Origin of the sequence: Mycobacterium sp., assembly GCF_049280035.1 — a bacterium.
In the GTDB taxonomy this organism is placed as follows: domain Bacteria; phylum Actinomycetota; class Actinomycetes; order Mycobacteriales; family Mycobacteriaceae; genus Mycobacterium.
This window is the reverse complement of record NZ_JBAPPI010000310.1, coordinates 1-18,765: the sequence shown is the minus strand read 5'-3', so window position 1 is coordinate 18,765 and position 18,765 is coordinate 1. Positions and strand designations below refer to the sequence as shown.

At 63.5% G+C, this 18,765-nt stretch carries 19 protein-coding genes and 2 pseudogenes; 10 read left to right on the top strand and 11 right to left on the bottom strand.

Annotated elements, in window-relative coordinates; genetic code table 11:
* The 7 genes and pseudogenes from WAN71_RS10500 to WAN71_RS10470 form a co-directional block, all read left to right on the top strand.
* Nucleotides 1-294, top strand: a 294-nt coding sequence (locus WAN71_RS10500; protein WP_422225268.1) for a nuclear transport factor 2 family protein, incomplete at its 5' end; no start/stop codon positions are given.
* Nucleotides 291-1,388 (top strand): acyl-CoA dehydrogenase family protein, encoded by a 1,098-nt coding sequence (locus tag WAN71_RS10495; protein ID WP_422225267.1) that lies wholly within the window; start codon nt 291-293, stop codon nt 1,386-1,388. The genes WAN71_RS10500 and WAN71_RS10495, both read left to right, overlap by 4 nt.
* Nucleotides 1,389-1,438: 50 nt before the next feature.
* Nucleotides 1,439-2,182: an acyl-CoA dehydrogenase family protein gene (locus tag WAN71_RS10490; protein WP_422225271.1), complete on the top strand. Its 744-nt coding sequence runs from the start codon at nt 1,439-1,441 to the stop codon at nt 2,180-2,182.
* 218 nt (nt 2,183-2,400) lie between these two features.
* Nucleotides 2,401-3,054 carry a TetR/AcrR family transcriptional regulator gene (locus WAN71_RS10485; protein ID WP_422225266.1) on the top strand — a complete coding sequence of 218 codons (654 nt, stop codon included), beginning with the start codon at nt 2,401-2,403 and terminating at the stop codon, nt 3,052-3,054.
* A gap of 232 nt (nt 3,055-3,286) precedes the next feature.
* Nucleotides 3,287-3,451 (top strand): annotated as a pseudogene (locus tag WAN71_RS10480) (cytochrome P450); the annotation flags it as partial.
* Between the two features lie 30 nt (nt 3,452-3,481).
* Complete coding sequence (locus WAN71_RS10475) at nt 3,482-4,330, top strand: mycofactocin-coupled SDR family oxidoreductase (RefSeq protein ID WP_422225265.1); 849 nt, start codon at nt 3,482-3,484, stop codon at nt 4,328-4,330.
* A gap of 53 nt (nt 4,331-4,383) precedes the next feature.
* Nucleotides 4,384-5,220: an SDR family NAD(P)-dependent oxidoreductase gene (locus WAN71_RS10470; RefSeq protein ID WP_422225264.1), complete on the top strand. Its 837-nt coding sequence runs from the start codon at nt 4,384-4,386 to the stop codon at nt 5,218-5,220.
* Here the strand turns inward: WAN71_RS10470 and WAN71_RS10465 are convergent.
* The 8 genes and pseudogenes from WAN71_RS10465 to WAN71_RS10430 all read right to left on the bottom strand — a co-directional run.
* Nucleotides 5,217-5,413, bottom strand: a pseudogene (locus tag WAN71_RS10465) (SDR family oxidoreductase); the annotation flags it as partial. The gene WAN71_RS10470 and the pseudogene WAN71_RS10465 sit on opposite strands and share 4 nt — an antisense overlap.
* A 61-nt stretch (nt 5,414-5,474) precedes the next feature.
* The gene (locus WAN71_RS10460; RefSeq protein WP_422225263.1) at nt 5,475-6,605 is read right to left on the bottom strand and encodes a M24 family metallopeptidase; all 1,131 of its coding nucleotides are present in this window, start codon (nt 6,603-6,605) and stop codon (nt 5,475-5,477) included.
* Nucleotides 6,595-7,839: a M24 family metallopeptidase gene (locus WAN71_RS10455; protein WP_422225262.1), complete on the bottom strand. Its 1,245-nt coding sequence runs from the start codon at nt 7,837-7,839 to the stop codon at nt 6,595-6,597. The genes WAN71_RS10460 and WAN71_RS10455 overlap by 11 nt, the downstream gene beginning before the upstream one ends.
* Nucleotides 7,839-8,921 carry an amidohydrolase family protein gene (locus WAN71_RS10450; protein ID WP_422225270.1) on the bottom strand — a complete coding sequence of 361 codons (1,083 nt, stop codon included), beginning with the start codon at nt 8,919-8,921 and terminating at the stop codon, nt 7,839-7,841. Before WAN71_RS10450 ends, WAN71_RS10455 begins: the two co-directional genes overlap by 1 nt.
* Before the next feature lie 151 nt (nt 8,922-9,072).
* A complete protein-coding gene (locus WAN71_RS10445) occupies nt 9,073-10,311 on the bottom strand; it encodes a cytochrome P450 (protein WP_422225261.1) in 1,239 nt (412 codons plus the stop codon).
* Between the two features lie 3 nt (nt 10,312-10,314).
* Nucleotides 10,315-10,509: a ferredoxin gene (locus WAN71_RS10440; protein WP_422225260.1), complete on the bottom strand. Its 195-nt coding sequence runs from the start codon at nt 10,507-10,509 to the stop codon at nt 10,315-10,317.
* A 22-nt stretch (nt 10,510-10,531) separates the two neighbouring features.
* Entirely contained in the window at nt 10,532-11,194 is a 663-nt protein-coding gene (locus tag WAN71_RS10435; RefSeq protein ID WP_422225259.1) for a TetR/AcrR family transcriptional regulator, read from the bottom strand.
* Between the two features lie 44 nt (nt 11,195-11,238).
* Nucleotides 11,239-12,066: an SDR family NAD(P)-dependent oxidoreductase gene (locus WAN71_RS10430; RefSeq protein WP_422225258.1), complete on the bottom strand. Its 828-nt coding sequence runs from the start codon at nt 12,064-12,066 to the stop codon at nt 11,239-11,241.
* 239 nt (nt 12,067-12,305) lie between these two features.
* On the opposite strand from WAN71_RS10430, the gene pstS (WAN71_RS10425) reads away from it, so the two are divergent.
* Genes pstS (WAN71_RS10425) through pstA form a run of 3 tightly spaced genes read left to right on the top strand, consistent with a single transcriptional unit; the run spans nt 12,306 to nt 15,319 of the window.
* Entirely contained in the window at nt 12,306-13,433 is a 1,128-nt protein-coding gene (pstS, locus tag WAN71_RS10425) for a phosphate ABC transporter substrate-binding protein PstS (RefSeq protein ID WP_422225257.1), read from the top strand.
* A gap of 12 nt (nt 13,434-13,445) precedes the next feature.
* Nucleotides 13,446-14,417 carry a phosphate ABC transporter permease subunit PstC gene (pstC, locus tag WAN71_RS10420; RefSeq protein ID WP_422225269.1) on the top strand — a complete coding sequence of 324 codons (972 nt, stop codon included), beginning with the start codon at nt 13,446-13,448 and terminating at the stop codon, nt 14,415-14,417.
* A complete protein-coding gene (pstA, locus tag WAN71_RS10415; protein WP_422225256.1) occupies nt 14,414-15,319 on the top strand; it encodes a phosphate ABC transporter permease PstA in 906 nt (301 codons plus the stop codon). Before pstC ends, pstA begins: the two co-directional genes overlap by 4 nt.
* 4 nt (nt 15,320-15,323) lie before the next feature.
* On the opposite strand, the gene WAN71_RS10410 is transcribed toward pstA, so the two are convergent.
* From WAN71_RS10410 to WAN71_RS10400, 3 genes are all read right to left on the bottom strand, one after another.
* Nucleotides 15,324-17,234 carry a protein kinase domain-containing protein gene (locus tag WAN71_RS10410; protein WP_422225255.1) on the bottom strand — a complete coding sequence of 637 codons (1,911 nt, stop codon included), beginning with the start codon at nt 17,232-17,234 and terminating at the stop codon, nt 15,324-15,326.
* A gap of 17 nt (nt 17,235-17,251) precedes the next feature.
* Nucleotides 17,252-18,370 (bottom strand): phosphate ABC transporter substrate-binding protein PstS, encoded by a 1,119-nt coding sequence (gene pstS / locus WAN71_RS10405; protein ID WP_422225254.1) that lies wholly within the window; start codon nt 18,368-18,370, stop codon nt 17,252-17,254.
* A 191-nt stretch (nt 18,371-18,561) separates the two neighbouring features.
* Nucleotides 18,562-18,765: alpha/beta fold hydrolase (locus WAN71_RS10400; RefSeq protein WP_422225253.1), on the bottom strand; the 204-nt coding region annotated here is incomplete at its 5' end.

Below are 18,765 nucleotides of genomic sequence, written 5' to 3'. Positions count from 1 at the left end.
ACTCCGGTGATCGAGCTCTCCGGCGACACCGCCACCGGAACCCAACCGCTGTGCTTCATCGACCACGCTACCCATGACATGCGGATCGGCTATTACAACGACACCTATGTGCGGACGTCCGACGGCTGGCGGTTGAAAACCCGTGCCATGACGTTCATTCGGCGTAGCGGCGCGCATGACTCCGGCCGCCCGCACGCGGTGGGCAGGCCTCGCCCGACGACGATGCCGGCCGAGGCCGGAGGTGGGGGCACCTCCCGCTCGCGGGGGAGAGTCGGGCCATCGGACCGAGCGTGAACGTCGCGCAGTTCCGGGCGGACTTGCGGGCCTGGCTCGACGAGCACGACCTGACCCCCGGGCCGGACCATTCGCTAGAAGGCCACATCAAGCAGCTGGCCCGAGTCCATTCTGCACTCTACGACGCCGGCTGGATGCGATACGGCTGGCCCGCGCAAGTCGGCGGATTGGGCGGGCCCGCAATGCTTCGCGCGATCGTCGGCGAGGAAGTGGTGGGCCGCCGCCTCGCCGAGCCAGGTCCCTATTCGATGGTCGAGGTGCTCGCGCCCACGATGATCGATTACGCGCCGCCGGAGCTCGCAGCGGAGATGGTGCCGCGGCTGCTCAGCGGTCGCGAGCAGTGGTGTCAGGGGTTTTCCGAACCGGGCTCCGGCAGCGACTTGGCGTCGTTGACCACTCGTGCTTTGCCGAAGGGTAACGGAGTTGAAGCCTGGATTATCAACGGGCAGAAGGTCTGGACCAGCTTCGCGCAGTACTCGACGCGGTGCGTCGTGCTCACCCGCACCGCGCCCGGCCACTCTGGAATTACCGCGTTCTTCGTCGACCTGGATACGCCGGGCATCACCATTCGACCCCTGCGCACGATGCACGGAGTCGACGAATTCTGCGAGGTCTACTTCGACGATGTGGTGGTGCCTGCAGCACGCATGCTCGGCCGGCCCGGGGACGGCTGGCGGCTTGCGATGGACCTGTTGCCCTATGAACGCTCCACCTGCTTTTGGCAGCGAATCGCCTACCTGTACGCACGTTTCGACGAACTGATCGCCGAAGCGAAGGAACCAGACGAATATGAGCTCGGCACAGCTTATTTGGCGCTGCACACCTTGCGCTGCCGGTCTCGTGCCACCCAGCACCGGTTGGCGAGCGGAGAGCCACTCGGGCCGCAGACCTCTATCGACAAGGTCTTACTGGCTACCGCCGAGCAACAGATGTTCGACACTGTGCGCGACCTGCTACCCGGCACGCTCGAGCTGGACGACACGCCGTGGCGATCCGAGTACCTGTACTCACGCGCGGCGACCATCTACGGCGGCACTGCCGAGATCCAACGCAATATCATCGCTCGCCGGCTATTGGACTTGGGCAAGGATTGAGGGTGGATACCGAGTCCCTGCATCTGCTGGAAGACGCGTTGCGGAAGACCATGACCGCGGCGTCGGGCCGCGAACTCGACGAGGCGTTGACGGATTTGGGCTGGCTGCACATGCTCGACGAAATGCCCGAAACCGCAATTCCTTTGGTGTTCCGGCTACTCGGTGAGACCGGCGCTCATGCACCCGTGCTCAACGACGTGGTGCTGCGCGCCGCCGGACGAGACGGCGGGGGTACGGTCCCGCTGCCGTTCGCGGGCGGCTCCTGGGTCATCTGGGAACGCACCGACCAGGCCACCTCGGCGCTGGGCGATGGCCTACCGATACACCGTGTGGCCCAAGGCGATTCGGTGCCGCTCGCCGCCGGTCGGCACGCGCTGGGCTGGTGGCTGGTGGGCACCAGCCGCACCATGCTGTCACTGGCCCGCCAGCACGCGTTGGACCGCGTGCAATTCGGCAGGCCGGTCGCCTCGTTCCAGGCCATCCGGCATCGGCTGGCCGAGACGTTGGTTGCCGTGGAAGGCGCGGAGGCCACGCTGGTTGCCGCCGCCGCTGAGCCCGACGATCTAAGCTTCCTGCTCGCCAAGGCCGCGGCCGGCCAAGCGGCGTTGACCGCGGCACGGCACTGTCAGCAGGTGCTCGGCGGCATCGGATTCACCGCGGAGCACGAGCTGCACCGCCACGTCAAGCGTTCGCTGGTGTTGGATGGCATGCTCGGCAGTTCACGCGAACTGACCCGGGCGGCCGGGGCGGCCTTGCGGGTTAAGCGATGTGCACCGCGGCTGGCGAATCTCTAGTCCCCCGGCAAGCCGCAGACCAGCTACATTGCCTACTTCTCCGTCGCTCTTTGGCGTTCTGCTTCCCTGGAGAGCAGCAAGAGAATAGTATTCTCGCGGCGAGAAAGTTACAATCTCAGACACGTCGTCCCGTGAGGGGGTCTGGCTCAGCAATGACACGGCGTTCTCCGGTAGAGTCCAATCATGTTCTCCCCTCGCGGCAATCAGCTGAGTCCACGGTGACCAGCCCAAGCGAAGAGCCGGCCTGGAAGCAACGTGCTGTCGAGCGGTCCATCAAAACAGCCAAACTGCGGGCAGCCCAACGCGTTCAACGCTTTCTCGACGCGGCCCAGGCCATCATCATCGAGAAGGGCAGCACGGACTTTACCGTCCAAGAGGTCGTCGACCGCTCCCGGCAGTCGTTGCGGAGCTTCTACCTGCAGTTCGACGGCAAGCATGAACTGCTACTCGCCCTGTTCGAAGACGCGCTGAGCCGGTCGGCCGACCAAATTCGCGCCGCCACAGCGAACCATTCCGACCCCATCGACCGGTTGCGGGTCGCCGTCGAGCTGCTGTTCGAGGCTTCGCGACCCGACCCGACGGCCAAAAGGCCGTTGTTCACCGACTTCGCGCCGAGGTTGCTGGTTTCGCATCCGGCAGAGGTCAAGGTGGCTCACACACCACTTGTTGCTTTGCTCACCGAGTTGATGGAAGCAGCCAGCGCGGCCGGGGAGCTGCGCGACAGCGTCAATCCAAAGCGGATGGCCGCCATGACCATGCAGACGGTCATGTTCATTGCGCAGTCCAGCGGAAGCCCCGACGACGCGACGGTGCATCCCATCACCGCCGACGAAGTGTGGGACTTCTGCTCGCGCGGGTTCGTCGGCGACTAGCCCGAGAACTGCATTTTCTCTCACTGCTGGGTTTTCGCGACGCCGGTGATGAGAATCAGATTCTCTATAAGCGAGAATTATAGGTAGCGAAAACGGATTCCACATTGACACCCGCAGGCCGCCGATGACAGAGTTGCCGCAGATGCTTAGAGCTACCAACAATGCGGTTGCGGCGAGAGGCGAAGCCCGGTGACAGTCACTGCTCCCGACGGTGTCTATTACGACCCGTACGACGTACTACTGCCTCGGCTCGGCACTGGCACGGCTGGAGGGGCGGATCGCACTCGAGGAGATCTTGAAGCGCTTCCCCGAATGGGAGGTCGACCTCAGCGGCGCCACGTGGTCTCCGACGTCCACCGTGCGTGGCTGGGAGGCGATGCCGGCGGTTCTGGGTTGAACCAAATACAAATCAGGAAATGAGGTAACGATGGCGGGTCGAGTCGAAGGCAAGGTCGCGTTCATCACCGGCGCAGCCCGTGGACAGGGCCGCTCGCACGCGGTGCGGTTGGCGCAGGAGGGCGCCGACATCATTGCGATCGATATCTGTAAGCCAATCCGCGACGGCGTTGTGGACACCGCGATCCCGGCGTCGACTCCCGAGGATCTGGCGGAGACCGCCGACCTGGTCAAGAGTCACAATCGCAGGATCTTCACCGCCGAAGTGGATGTGCGGGACTACGACGCACTGAAAGCCGCGCTGGACAGCGGTGTGGAGCAGCTCGGCCGGCTCGACATCATCGTGGCCAACGCGGGTATCGGCAACGGCGGCGACACCCTGGACAAAACCAGCGAAGAAGACTGGACAGAGATGATCGACATCAATCTGGCCGGGGTGTGGAAAACCGTGAAAGCCGGTGTGCCGCATCTGCTTGCAGGCAGCCGGGGCGGTTCGATCATCCTGACCAGCTCGGTCGGCGGACTCAAAGCCTATCCACACACCGGCCACTACGTCGCGGCCAAGCACGGGGTTGTCGGGCTGATGCGTGCCTTCGCGGTTGAGTTGGGGCAGCATATGATTCGCGTCAACTCGGTGCACCCGACCCACGTGAAAACACCCATGCTGCATAACGACGGCACCTTCAAGATGTTCCGCCCGGATCTGGAGAATCCCGGTCCGGACGACATGGCTCCCATTTGTCAGCTGTTCCACACCCTGCCGATTCCGTGGGTGGAACCGCAAGACGTCAGTAATGCGGTGCTGTTTTTCGCATCCGACGAGGCGCGCTACGTCACGGGCGTCACGCTGCCCATCGACGCGGGTAGCTGCCTGAAGTAGCCGGCAAGGGGTTGTCGCCGGGCGCTCGCGTCCACCGCGTAACGTCTCGCGCCATGGACCATTTCGCGGGGAAGACCGCCGTTATCACCGGCGGCGCGAATGGCATCGGGTTCGCCACCGCCACCGAGTTTGCTCGCCGGGGAGCGCGTGTTGTGCTCGCCGACGTCGATAAGCCTGCGCTGGAACAGGCGGTGGCGCGGTTGGGTGCCGAGGGGTTTGACGCGCACGCCGTGATGTGCGACGTCCGCCAGCTCGATGGGGTGGTTCACCTGGCGGAAGAATCATTTCGCCTTCTCGGCCAAGTCGACATTGTCTTCAGCAATGCCGGGATTGTGGTCGCAGGTCCGATCGCGCAGATGACGCATGAAGACTGGCGCTGGGTGATCGACATTGATCTGTGGGGCTCCATCCATGCTGTCGAGGCGTTCTTGCCGAGGTTGCTCGAGCAAGGCACGGGCGGCCACATCGCCTTCACCGCATCCTTTGCCGGGCTGGTACCCAACGTCGGCCTCGGGGCCTACAGCGTTGCGAAATATGGCGTGGTCAGCCTGGCCGAGACGCTGGCACGAGAGGTCAAAGACCACGGCATCGGCGTGTCGGTGCTCTGCCCGATGGTCGTCGAAACCAAGCTGCTGTCCAATTCGGAACGAATCCGCGGCGCGGACTACGGGCTGTCGTCCACGCCCGAGGTGACCGCGACACCGGGGCAGGTTCCAGCGCAGGAAGACAGCCTGAGCGTCGACGAGGTGGCCCGCCTCACCGCCGATGCGATTGCAGCCAACCGCTTGTATGTGCTGCCACACGCGGCGGCCCGTGCATCAATCCACCGCCGCTTCGAGCGCATTGACCGCACGTTCGACGAGCAGGTAGCCGAAGGGTGGAATCACTAGCTAACCGGCCCGAACTCGTGGTCGCCGGTGTCGGGGTGGTGGTGCCAACCGCCAGCGGCCTGTGTTCCCCCCCGTCGACGTAAATGGTCTGCCCGGTGATATAGCCCGCCATTTCCGAAGCGAGAAACACTGCGGTGCTGGCGATCTCATCGACATCGCCGGCACGACCCAGCGGAATGGCCTGGCTGACTTCAGCGGGCCAGCTTCCGGCTGCACGGCTTACCCGTTCTTCGCCCGGCTGGTCTCAGCCATTATCAAGCGCCGACTGCAATATTGGCTGACGGGCTTGACGTCAAGATTTCCGGGCCGCCGCCGGTAATCAAAACCGCCTCCCGCCCAAAGACCGCGCCGACGCCACGTTGCGAGACATAACCGGTAACAGCGAGCACCATACCCGCCTCCAGCCGCTCCTGGCCAGCGGTCGCCGGCAGGTGCTGAGAAACCACCGGTGGGTCGAATCCAAGACCCAGGCCCCGTGCAATAGGCATCGGCGGCAGTTGCTCCCCCGCCGCCTGGTAGGCGGCCAACAGGTCGGTACCCGACGCGCCCGGTTGGCATACTTCATATAGCCGGTGCCACAGCGCATCCCATCGCCGATACAGATCGGCGGCACCGTCTGGCTCGCCAACAGGCCAGGTGCGTCCGACCTCACCGGTGTAGCCACCGTCCAGCACGCCCGCGGAGAACGCCACCAAATCGCCGGGTTGAACGCGCCCGTCATCACTCGCCCGTCGCCAAGGGTGGTCGCGTGAGGTCACCCACGCGGCATCCTGAGTCGCCGGGGTGCTCACCCCACCGGCGGCCATGGCCTCCAGCAGGACCCCGGACAGCGTCTTCTCACTGACGCCTGGTCGCAGCTCGGCGACTGCCGCGGCCAACCCGACCTCGGCTACCCGGATGGCCTCGCGAAGCGCCGCCACCTCTTCGGGGGTCTTGATACGACGCGCGGCGCGCATGGCCAGCTCACCGTCGACCAGCTCGGCGTTAGGGAAAGCCATCGGCAGCAGTTGGGCGAACCCCGGTGAAAGCGCGTCGCTGCCAACGCGTTTGGCGGACGCAGCGCCGTCGATGCCCTTCAGCACCGAGATCGTGTTCATCGGATTCCAGGCGATGCCGTACAGATTCTCGTGCGGGATGTCATCGGGAACCCCCTCGTCCCAGGTGCTGAGCAGATGGATCGCCCCGGTCTCCCGGACGACCACGCAGGTCGGTGCGAACGGGCGGGTGCCTGCCACCCACAGCTGCGGCGCACCGGAGACATACCGCACGTTGGCCTGTCGACCCAGTACCAGTACATCGAGGTTGTGGTTTTCCATCTGGGCCAGTGCCCGCTCCCGGCGACCTGCGCGCAGCGTCCGGTCGTCGGGCAGAACCTCAATCGCCATATGGGTGATAGGGGTAGTCGGTCAACGGAATCCAGCCTTCCTCGGTGATGACGACAATCTCTTCGCTGCGATATCCGCCGGTGCCGTCCTCCCACACCACCGGTTCCAGCACCACCACCATTCCGGGCTCGAAGACGAAGTTCTCATCGAACTCGTCACCGAGATCGGTGCCGATCATTGGCATTTCGGCGGCGTTCACGCCGATTCCATGGCCCAGATAGAAGTGCGGCAGCCACGGCCGGGTGCCGCCGTTGGCTTTCGTTGCCGCCCTGCCTAAGTCGGCCGCGGTGGCGCCGGCTTTCGTCACGTCGAGCACGGCGTCGAGGATTTCCCGCCACTTGGTGAATTGCGCTTGCTGGCGCGGTGTCGGTTCTCGGCCCACCACCCAGGTGCGGCCGAAATCAGAGCAGTAGCCCGCGTAGGTGATGCTGACATCGGTCCACAGCACGTCGCCGGCAACCAGTTCGCGCTCAGTTGTCAACAGCGGCAACGCCAAATCGCCATGAGTGGTCCAGACACCGTCCGCCTTGCAAGGCGGCATCACCTGCCAGATCGGTTCCAGCATGCTGGCCACCGCGCCCAGGTCGAACGCTCGGCGGATGAAACCGGCCGACAACTCGATCTGGCGAATTCCGGGTGCCAGCGCGGCCTGCACATCGACCATTGCTTCGTCGGTGATCCGGCAGGCGGTACGGATGCAGGCCAGCTCGTCGAGAGTCTTGATGACCTTGGCTGCGCCGACAATCGGCGCGGCGTCGGCGGGCCGTCCGGCCCGGAAAAGTCGCGGCTGCGCGCGCCGCATGGCGCCGGTCAGTTCGTCCACCGCGAGCACCGCCCTGGCCGGGACCAGATCCTCGAGCACCCGCGCGAAGTTCTCCACTCCCTCGTCGAACTCCAGATACACCGGGCCGTGCAGATGATCGGCGGGCAGCTCCGATTCCGATGCGGCGCCTTCACGAAACGGCAGGAACACATGCGGATACGGATCGTCAGCGAGCACCACTGCGACCGGACGCTCGACGTGTGACAACCCGGCGTCACCCAATGGCCAACTCACCCCGGTGGCATAGACGACACTGTTGTTTCCGAGCAGGAGCAAGGCATCCACGCCGTGGTCGGCCATCGCCGAGCGCAGCCGCGCGCCGGTCTCGCGACGCATCCGATCGAGATCCGGTGTGTCCGGGATGTCGCGGGCAGACGTTGGTGCGGCCAGAAACGAAGTGATCGAAGTCATCACGTGGACTCCATAGGCCTTGAAAGGCCTAAGAATTCAGTGATATTGCCACTGACGATCCGCGCCGCGTCCTCGGCGCCGACCGAGTCGACGACAGCGGCCAGCGACTTCTCCGAATACCCGAATGTGCCTTCGTTGTGCGGATAATCGCTTGACCACATCACCTTGTCGGTGCCGATCTGGTCGATCAACTTCAGCCCGAGCGGGTCGACCATGAACGATGCGCTCATGTGGTTGTCCCAGTAATAGCGCACGTCATGCTCCAGGGGCCGATTGAACATGTGCTGATACGACGCCACCAGGTGCTCGGCGTCTTGCAGGGCCCACGGCACCCAGGCGATGCCGCCCTCGAACCAGCCGATCCGCAACCTCGGGTGCTGATCGATGATTCCAGCAAAGATGTACTTGGCGAACGCTTCCCGGAATCCGTCGATGTTGATCATCATTCCGACGACGACGCTGTTGAACTCGCACGGGCTTTTCGGCGGTGTCTCTCCGATGTGGTGTGCGACTGGAAGCCCGGAGTCTTCGATCTCATCCCAGACGGCGTTCATGGTTGTGCTCGCGTAGTCGATCGGGTTGCCTTCGTCGTCCTTGCCGGGGTTCAGCGGCAGCAGGAAGGTCTTGAGCCCCAATGATTTCAGTTCCGACAGCGTGCGACGAGTGCCTTGCGGATCCCACCAGTTGATCAGGCCCGCGCCGTAGAAGTGACCACCGGACCGCTCCTGCAGCTCGGCGATGTACTCGTTGTAGATCCGGAATGCCAGTTCGCGAAGTTCCTTGTCCGGGTAGTGGAAGAGCGCCAGAATGGCGTTGGGAAACGCCAGTTCCTTCTCGACGCCGTCTTCGCGTAGCTCCTGAATCCGGGCCTCGATGTTGGTACTGGCCGCCCCGGGCAGGTCGTCGTATTGCATCAGTACCGCGCTGAAGTCGCCGGGTAGGAACGACTGTCCTTTTCGCCCGACTTGGTAGGCGCCGTCCTCGTACCAGATCCGCGGCGCCTTGTCTTTGAGGGCTTCGGGGAAACGCTGGTAGAAGATGTCGTCGGCCAGCGAAATATGGTTATCCGCAGAGAAAACCACGGTTCCTTCCGGCAGTCCGACGTTGGTTCCGTCGGCGTGGCCGTGCCTCTCCTTGGGCGCGCCGAATCCTCCGGGCGGGTAAAGCGAGACGGTGCTTGTTTGAGGCGACATCATTGGCTCTCCAATCGGATCCACACTTGTTCGACAGTATTCACCAGGTCACCGGCAGTTCATAGACGCCGTATGCGAGCCGATCGTGCTTGAACGGAATGTCCTCGATCGGCATGGCCAATTCCAATGTGGGAATGCGGCGAATCAGCGTGTGAAAGACGATCTGTAGCTCGGCGCGGGCCAGCTGCTGGCCGACGCATTGGTGCCGCCCGTAGCCGAACGCGACGTGCTGGCCGGCGCCCGAACGATGCAGGTAAAGCCGCTCGGGTTCGGCAAATGCGTTGGCATCCCAGTTCGCCGGCGCCAGGTCGATGATGATTCCTTCGCCGGCGCGGATGACCTCGCCGGCGATCTCGATGTCCTCGGCGGCGACACGGCGCTGCCCGTTTTGGATGATGGACAGATAGCGCAGCAGTTCTTCGACCGCGTTTGCGACGACTTTCGGGTCGTCGGTGTCACGCAGCACAGCCGCCTGCTCGGGGTGCTGCAGCAGCGCCAGCACGCCGAGGCCGATCATGTTGGCCGTGGTTTCGTGCCCGGCGATCAGCAACCCGGTGCCCAGTTGCGCGGCCTCCTTGACGCTGAGCTCACCGGCCTTGACCCGCTCGGCCAGATCCGAAACCGCGTCTTCAGCCTGAGCCTCCATTTTGGCCTCGACCAGCTGGCGCAGGTATTTGTGCAGGCTCATCGCACCTTTGACGGTGTCCGCACCTGTCGCGTAGCGCGCGAGACCGATGTTGGCGTGGTGCTGAAACATCTCGGCGTCCTCATACGGCACGCCGAGCAGCTGGCTGATGACCAGCGACGGCACCGGCAGCGCGAGCGCGGTGACGATATCGCCCGGCTGCGGTCCGGCCAGCATTGCGTCGATGTGCTCGTCGGTGAGCTGCTGGATCGCCGGCCGCAGGCCTTCGACCCGCTTGAAGGTGAAGGGCTTTGACAGCATTCGCCGAAATCGGGTGTGCTCCTCGGCGTCAGATGTGAAGACCGACCTGGGCCGCTTGTGCACCGTCGACAACATGCCCTCGTTCCAATGCGGAAAGCCGGGCCGCCGGTCGTCAACACTGACGCGGGAATCGGAAAATAACGTCCGCACTTCCTCGTAACCGGTGATGAGCCAAGGTGTGCTTCCGTCCCAGATCCTGACTTTGGACAGCGGGCGCGCAGCCCCGAGCTCCATCACCTCCGGTGGCGGGGCGAACGGACAGCCGACCGCCCGTCCCATCGGATATTCCGGTACGTCAGAAACCGCCTCGGTTGCGGTGAGGGTGTCGGACACTTCTCACTCCTCGATGTGGATGGCCAGTGCGGGGCAACCCGCGGCGGCCTTGCGGGCGTAGTCAGCCTGTTCGGCGGGCGGGTTCTCATTCAGCAGAACGACGACTCCGTCATCGTCGCGCTGGTCGAAGAGTTCGGGAGCGTTCATCACGCAGTTGCCCGACGATGCGCATTTGTCTTGGTCCACAGTCACTTTCATAATTTTCTACAGCCAGCTTCTTCTAATCGTGCGAGGTGACCGGCGCCAGCCAGAGTCCCACGACCGCGTCGATCAGACCGGAAGCGGCGGCCTGCCACGACGAACCCGGCACGGATGCGCCTGCGGCCATTGCCCTTTCACGTTCGGCACAGGTGTGCATCAGCAGGTTGCGGGCCATCAGGTTGCGTTCCACCCGAACCTCGATCGGCAACTCGGGCAGGCAGCGGTTGATCCCGTCGATCACCTGGACCAGCGATTCAGACGTGAGCGCATCCTTCACCACGATGTTGTAGTAGGCCGGATCGGTCATCACTTGCGCGGCGAAGCGCGCGTACCAGGTGGGGTTGCCGAGGGCCGCTAAGTGATCGGTCAGCGGGCGTACCAGACACGCCACCCAACTCCGCATATCGTCGCCGGCCCCCGATTGCAGCGTCTCGGCGACCATGCTCTCCCGCAGCTGCTCGATGGCCACCCGATGCCGCTGCTCGATGGCCCGCACCAAATCGGTTTTGGTGCCGAAGTGGTAGCCGACCGCGGCATTGTTGCCCTGGCCGGCAGCCTCGCTGACCTGCCGATTGGAGACCGCGAAAACTCCATGCTCGGCGAACAGCCGCTCGGCCGCGGTCAGGATCGCCTCCTGGGTAGTGCTGGCCCGGTCGGTGCGTCCGGCCTTCGCGGTGGTCACCTGGCCAGTCAACGCGCTGATCCCGATTAAGTCAAGCGATTGATTTAATCTTTCTGGTCGTTACGACGACGGATCACCTTGCCGGCGACAGTGCCGCCGTCGACCGGCAAAACGGTGCCGGTCACGTACTGGGACCGATCGCCGGCCAGGTACAGCGCGGCCTCCGCGATGTCGGCGGGTGTGCCCTCTCGTTTCAGCGGACGGTCGGATCGCATCTGCCCCCGGATCGCATGCTCGAAACGCGCGAGCTCTGCTGGGTCCTTCTTCGGGACTAGTCCCTCTGTCGTCGTGGCCAGCAGCGGTGTCGGTATGTTGCCGGGCGCGATGGCGTTGACCCGAACCTCGTAATGCGCCAATTCGATTGCGGCGGATTTGGTGAACATGATGACCGCCGCCTTGGATGCGCGGTATGTCATGACGCCGCCACCGGCCTGGATGCCGCCGATCGACGACATGTTGATGATTGACCCACCGCCGCTGGTTGCCATCTGCCGGGCGGCATCCCGGGTCCCGGCCATCACGCCCAGTAGGTTGACCGACAGCACGCGGTGGAAGTCGGCGAGGTCGTCGTCCAGGAAGCTGCGATGCATCCTGCTGGAGACTCCGGCGTTGTTCACCATCACGTCTAGCCCACCGAACGTGTCGACCGTAGTTGCGACCAGCGCACCGACCTGATCGGGATCGGAGACGTCGGTCAATCGAAAGACCACGTCGGCGCCCAGCGAGGCGGCGAAATCTTCACCGCGATCGCGGTCAATGTCGGCGATCACCACCCGAGCGTCCTCCGCCAAAAACTTCTCGACGATGCCGGCACCGATGCCCGACGCACCGCCGGTGACAATCGCGACCTTGCCGGCCAGTTCGTTGACCATGTCGAAGAGTTAATCGGCGCAGCGTTGCTTAAGTCAAGCGATTGATTTAGGCAGGTTGCCGCAGTCCGCCTCATCCTGATGCTACGTTCGGCTCAGTGACGCGATTTGTTTACTTCGAGTCCTCACGGCGTTGTCCCAGAGCAGCCACGCTTCGCCTATCTCGGCAAGATCGCGTGGTCGGTCTTGACCTGGTGGCGCGGTGAAAGTAGTCATCAACCTGACCATTCAAAGGAACCGATTTGAAACTCAACCGTTTTGGCGTCGCGCTGAGTGTGCTGGCCACCGGTGCGCTGATGCTGTCCGCGTGTGGAAATAACAACACCAACACGACCAGTCAAGGTGGTACGACGTCTGGTTCGTCTGGTTCGTCAGCGGCGAACGTGAGTTGCGGCGGAAAGCAGACGCTGAAGGCCAGCGGGTCCACCGCCCAGGCGAATGCGATGGCCCGGTTCGTCAACGCCTTCGAACAGGCGTGTTCCGGTCAAACCTTGAACTACACAGCCAACGGTTCGGGTGCTGGGATTAATCAGTTCGTGGGCAACCAGACCGATTTCGGCGGCTCGGATGTAGCGCTGAAGGACGATGAACACGGCAAAGCGCAGCAGCGGTGCGGCTCGCCGGCCTGGGATCTGCCGGTGGTGTTCGGCCCGATCGCGGTGACCTACAACGTCACCGGCGTGACCTCGCTGAATCTGAACGGGCCGACCGCGGCGAAAATCTTCAACGGGACCATCAAGACGTGGAACGACCCGGCCATCACCGCGCTCAACGCCGGCACCGCCATGCCCGCACTGCCAATACACGTCGTCTTCCGCAGTGACCAGTCGGGCACGACGGACAACTTCCAGCAATACCTCGATGCCGCGTCGGACGGTGCATGGGGCAAGGGCACGGGAAAGTCTTTCAACGGCGGTGTCGGTGAAGGCGCCGAGCAAAACGATGGCACCTCGGCGGCCGTCAAGAACACCCCGGGATCAATCACCTACAACGAGTGGTCGTTCGCCCAAGCGCGGAAGCTGAACGTGGCCAGGATCGTCACGTCAGCGGGTCCCGACCCAGTGTCGATCAGCGCCGATTCGGCCGGCAAGACCATCGCCGCGGCAAAGATCAAAGGACAGGGCAACGACCTGATGCTCGACACGGTGTCGTTCTACAAGCCCACGCAGCCGGGTGCCTATCCGATCGTGCTCGCGACGTATGAAGTCGTCTGCTCCAAGTATCCCGACAGCCAGGTCGGCACGGCCGTGAGGGCATTCCTGCAGGCCACCATTGGTCCCGGCCAGAATGGCTTGGCGGACAACGGATATATCCCCATTCCCGACGCATTCAAGTCGAGGCTGTCAACCGCGGTCAATGCCATCGCGTGATGATCTAGAGCCATCTTGTCAACCGTGACGACGCCCGCGCTGACGACTGGCGACGAGGCCAAAGCACGGCGGGGCGACCGACTGTTCAAGTCGGTCGCCGCCCTGTCCGGTTCCACGATCATGATCGCGATCGCTCTGATCGCGATCTTCCTGCTGATTCATGCCGTACCGTCACTGCGCGCCAACCACGCGAATTTCTTCACCAGCGCGCAATTTGATACCACCAACAGCAACCACCTGGCGTTCGGCATCCGTGACCTGTTCATGGTGACGGTGCTGAGCTCACTCTGCGCCATGGCCTTGGCGGTACCGATTGCGATCGGGATCGCCGTGTTCCTTACGCAATACGCGCCGGCAAGGCTGTCACGCCCTTTCGGAGCGTTAGTCGATCTGCTGGCCGCAGTGCCGTCGATTGTCTTCGGGCTGTGGGGAATTTTTGTGCTGGCACCGCAACTCGCGCCAATCGAAGCATTGCTCAACCGCGACCTGGGATGGCTGTTTCTGTTCAGGGCCGGCGACGTTTCCTTAGCCGGCGGCGGCAATATCTTCACCGCCGGCGTCGTGCTCGCTGTGATGGTCCTGCCCATCATCACCTCGGTATCGCGAGAAGTATTCCGGCAGACCCCGACTCCGCACATCGAAGCAGCGCAAGCACTCGGCGCGACAAAGTGGGAGGTTGTACGGATGACTGTGCTGCCGTTCGGCCGCAGCGGTGCAGTCGCGGCGTCGATGCTGGGGCTGGGCCGCGCTCTGGGCGAAACCGTGGCGGTACTGATCATCTTGCGCGCGGCCGCTCATCCCGGGAATTGGTCGCTCTTCGACGGCGGCTACACATTCGCCTCCAAAATTGCCTCTGCAGCAAATGAATTCAGTGAACCGTTACCGACCGGGGCCTATATCTCGGCTGGATTTGTACTGTTCGTGCTGACGTTCATCGTCAACGCGGTCGCCCGCGTGATTGTTGGCAGGGCGGTCAAGACATGAGCGCCCTCACCCTCGACATGCCGGTCAAAGCTCTGGCGGTTCGGCGCATCAGTGTTGGGCGGCGGATCAAAGACAACGTCGCGAGACTGCTTTTTCTCACTTCGTTCATGATCGCGCTGGTGCCGCTGTTCTGGCTGCTGTGGGTTGTTGTCCAACGAGGCTGGTATGCCATCACGCAACCCGGATGGTGGAGCCACTCACTGCGCGGAGTGCTGCCGGAGCAGTTTTCCGGCGGGATTTATCACGCCCTCTACGGGACCCTCGCGCAGGCTGGGGTGGCGGCAATCCTGGCCGTACCACTGGGATTCATGACCGCGGTGTACTTGGCGGAATACCGCTCCAGTCGGCTGGCGCGGGTCACCAGCTTCATGGTCGATGTGCTGGCCGGGCTGCCCTCGATCGTGGCGGCGCTGTTCATCTTCAGCCTGTGGATCGCCACCCTGGGATTCCAGCAGAGCGCCTTCGCGGTGTCACTCGCGTTGGTGTTGCTGATGCTGCCGATCGTGGTGCGATCGACTGAGGAGATGCTCAAGCTGGTGTCCGATGACCTTCGAGAAGCCAGCTACGCGTTGGGCATTCCGAAATGGAAAACCATCATGCGGGTCGTCGTTCCAGTCGCGATGCCGGGCATCATCTCCGGCGTCTTGTTGGCGATCGCGCGTGTTATGGGCGAAACGGCGCCGGTGCTGGTGCTGGTCGGATATAGCCGCGCCATCAACGTCGACATCTTCAACGGCAACATGGCATCGCTACCGCTGTTGATCTACACCGAACTCAACAATCCCGAACACGCTGGCTTCCTGCGGGTTTGGGGCGCCGCGCTGACATTGATCATCGTGGTAGCGGTGATCTACCTGATGGCCGCCGCGGCCAACCGCATGATTGCAATCCGCCGGCGCTGACCCGCTACCCGGGACATCCGGCAACGACGAACTTGATCGCTCTGTCATTACCGCGGTCGGCGACATACACGTTCCCCGCGCTGTCCACCGCGAGCTGTAAGGGCGTGTTTAGTCCGGTAAGCGCCAGTGGCGTAGGGACATTCGAACCGGACGGCAACTTCAGGACCTGGTTGTTGTCATGCTCGCTGACGTAGACGTTGCCGGCACCGTCCACCGCCACACCCCACGGGACAGTCAAGCCGGTAAACGGCAGCACTGTCTGGTTGTTGGACCCGGCCTCCAGCTTGACCACCCTGTTGTTGTCGGTGTCGGTGACATACACGTTGCCGGCCCCGTCCACCGCCACACCATCTGGGTTGTTCAGTCCGGTGAACGGCAAAACGGTCGGGGCGTTCGACCCGGCCGGCAACTTCACCACCCTGTTGTTGCCGCGGTCGGCGACGTACACGCTGCCAGCGCTATCCAAAGCGATGCCTTCTGGGTAATTGAGGCCGGTGAACGGCAGCTGAGTCTGGTTGTTCGAACCGGCCGGCAACATCACGACCCTGTTGTTGAAGTCGGTGACGTACACGGTGCCCGCCGAGTCGACAGCCACCGCCTGGGGTTGGTACAGACCGGTGAACGGCAGCACTGTCGGCGTGCTCGACCCGGGCGTCAACTTCACCACTCGGCCATACATGCCTTGGTTGGTGACGTACACCGCACCAGACGAGTCCACCGCCACCCCGCCGGGGGACAACCGGAAGTTCAGCCCGTTGAACGGCAGCTCGTTTTGCCCGCAGGCTTGCGTTGCCGGACCCGCAGAGTGCGGTCTCACCAGGTATCCGAAAAGGGCGACGAGCAGGATCACCGCAACGCCCGCCAGGATCCACCACTTGCGTTTGCTGGGGCGCTCGGGGGCGCTGGCGGCGAAATCAGGATGCTGCGCGCGGGGTGGTGGACGCAGCGGCGGTGGGCCGACGGGCCCCGGGGCCGGCGGTCGCCAGTTCGCGCCGTTGCCGTCCGGCATGGGACGCGCCATCGTCTCGGCGTCTTGGCCGTGCTGCAAAATGCTCTCGGCCTGGTGCTGCTCGGGTGCGGTCAGCGCGTCGAGGGCGGCGTTGGCCAGCTCACCGGCACTGCGGTAACGCTCGTCGGGGTTTTTCGCCATCCCTTTCGCGATCACGTCGTCCATGGCCGCCGGAATCCGTCCGGGGCGCAGCTGGCTCGGCCGCGGGGCAGCCTCCATCAGATGCGCGGCAACCAGCCGTTCGATGCTGTCGGCCCGAAACGGTGGTGAGCCGGTCAAACACTCGCCCAAAACACAGGCCAGCGCGTAGATGTCGGAGCGATAGGTGACCTCATTGCCGGTGAACCGCTCCGGCGCCATGTACTTGTAGGTTCCCATCGCCATCCCGGTCTGCGTCAACCCCTGGTCGGTGGCTGCGCGGGCAATACCGAAATCCAGCAGATAAGCAAAGTCATCCGGGGTGATCAGGACGTTCTCCGGTTTCACGTCGCGGTGCGTCACCCCGTTGGCATGCGCGGCGTCCAGCGCGGAAGCGACCTGACGCATGATTGCCACCGCCCGCGGCGGGCTCATCGGCCCGTTGCGTTTCAGCACGGTGGCCAAGTTGGCCCCTTCGATCAGGCGCATATCCAAATACAGCTGGCCGTTGATCTCGCCGTAGTCGTGAATCGGCACCACATGTGGCTCGGTCAACCGTCCTGCGGCGCCTGCCTCGCGTTGCATCCGGGCGCGAAACATCGGGTCGTCGGAAAATTGCGGCGAGACCAGCTTGAGCGCTACTGTCCGGCCCTTGCGAGTGTCCTCGGCCTCGTAGACCTCGCCCATCCCGCCGCGGCCCAGCAGCCGCATCAGCCGGTAGGGTCCAAACCACGACCCCGCCCGCGAATCCGGCTGGCTGTTGCTCACCCTCGGTGCTCCTTGTCTCACGAGATATCGTTCACGGCCGCTGCGAGTTTCGATTGAAACGAGCTTGGCATCGGGATGTATCCGTATTGGTCCAAGCCAGTTTGGCCGTTACCAATTGTCGCCTGCATGAACGCTTTTACAGCCGCACCGGTCGCGGAGTCTGGATACTTCGAGCAGACGATTTCATAGGTTGCCAGCACGATCGGGTAGGCGCCGCCCTGCGTTGGCTTGTAAAACGACGAGGTGTCGACAACCAGGTCATTGCCCTGCCCCGCGAATTTGGCCCCAGCGATCGTCTTGCCTACCGAGTCGGTAGTGATCGTCACCGGGTCCGGACCGGCCGAGGTGACGATCTGGGCCATGGTCAATTGATGGCCCACCGCGAAGGACCATTCGTTGTAGGCGATCGATCCGTCGGTTGCCCGCAAGGCCGCCGACGTGCCCTCGTTGCCACTGGCGCCCTGCCCCACGCCCCCGTCGAAGTTCTCGTCGGTGCCTTTGCCCCACGCACCGTCGGATGCGGCCTCGAGGTACTTCTGGAAGTTATACGTAGTACCGGATTTATCGCTGCGGAAGACGACGTTTATTGGCGTTGCGGGCAGGTTGACGTTTGAGTTGAGGGCCTTGATCGCCGGGTCGTTCCAGGTGGTGATACTGCCATTGAAGATCTTGGCCGTCGTGGGACCGTCCAGGTTCAGCGAACTCACGCCGACGACGTTGTAGGTGACCGCTATCGGACCGAACACCGCAGGAAGGTCCCACGCGGGCGAACCGCACCGTTGTTGTGCCCGGTCGAGCTCACCCTTCGCGGGATCCAACGGCTTGTCGGAGCCCGCCAGGTCAGTTTCGTTGTTCAGGAGCTGCTCCACTCCGGCACCGGAGCCGTTTGCGTTGTAGTCCAGCGTGTAGCCCGGGCACGCCCGAATGTAGGCGTAAACAAATTGCTCGATGGCGTTCTCCTGCGCGGTCGAACCGCTGGCCAGGAGTTTCTTCTTGCCACCGCAATCGACGGGTACCGACGGGGGGGTTGAGCCAGACGACGATGCTGAAGTGCCGCCTTTGCCGCCGCATGCCGATAACACCAGCATGCCGATGACCAGCAAGCTCAGCGCAGCGGCAGATCGGTTGACCTTCACAACCCTCCTCTGGTCCTTCTCTGACGTTGAGTTGCGGCTCGGCAACAGCACGATGAGCCTATAGTTAACAGCTAACCCCTCAGAGGTGAATGAATCTTTAATGACAGCTTTGTGCTGCCTTAGTGTGTCCTACCAGGAATCTGCCTGCGCTTACGCGACCGCGGCTTCGCCGTAGTCATCATCGACGCAGCTCAGGCCCCTTCGTCGATACCTGCCAGGAATTCCAACAGCAGCTCGTTGACGATTGCCGGCTGCTCAATCTGTGGGCAGTGGCCGGCCGCCTCGACCACAGCCGACCGCCCCCCGGTTATCTGGTCGGCGATCTCTTTCGCCCAGCCCGGCGGGAGCAGCTTGTCGCAGCCACCCTCGACCACAAGCGTCGGAACCGAGATACG

Excerpts from the sequence above, each read along its gene's own strand:
- WAN71_RS10430 (WP_422225258.1), bottom strand. The coding sequence starts at position 12,066 with ATGGTCAACGAACTGGCCGGCAAGGTCGCGATTGTCACCGGCGGTGCG.
- WAN71_RS10475 (WP_422225265.1), top strand. The coding sequence starts at position 3,482 with ATGGCGGGTCGAGTCGAAGGCAAGGTCGCGTTCATCACCGGCGCAGCC.
- WAN71_RS10440 (WP_422225260.1), bottom strand. The coding sequence starts at position 10,509 with ATGAAAGTGACTGTGGACCAAGACAAATGCGCATCGTCGGGCAACTGC.
- WAN71_RS10490 (WP_422225271.1), top strand. The coding sequence starts at position 1,439 with ATGACCGCGGCGTCGGGCCGCGAACTCGACGAGGCGTTGACGGATTTG.
- pstA (WP_422225256.1), top strand. The coding sequence starts at position 14,414 with ATGAGCGCCCTCACCCTCGACATGCCGGTCAAAGCTCTGGCGGTTCGG.
- WAN71_RS10455 (WP_422225262.1), bottom strand. The coding sequence starts at position 7,839 with ATGACTTCGATCACTTCGTTTCTGGCCGCACCAACGTCTGCCCGCGAC.
- WAN71_RS10470 (WP_422225264.1), top strand. The coding sequence starts at position 4,384 with ATGGACCATTTCGCGGGGAAGACCGCCGTTATCACCGGCGGCGCGAAT.
- WAN71_RS10460 (WP_422225263.1), bottom strand. The coding sequence starts at position 6,605 with ATGGCGATTGAGGTTCTGCCCGACGACCGGACGCTGCGCGCAGGTCGC.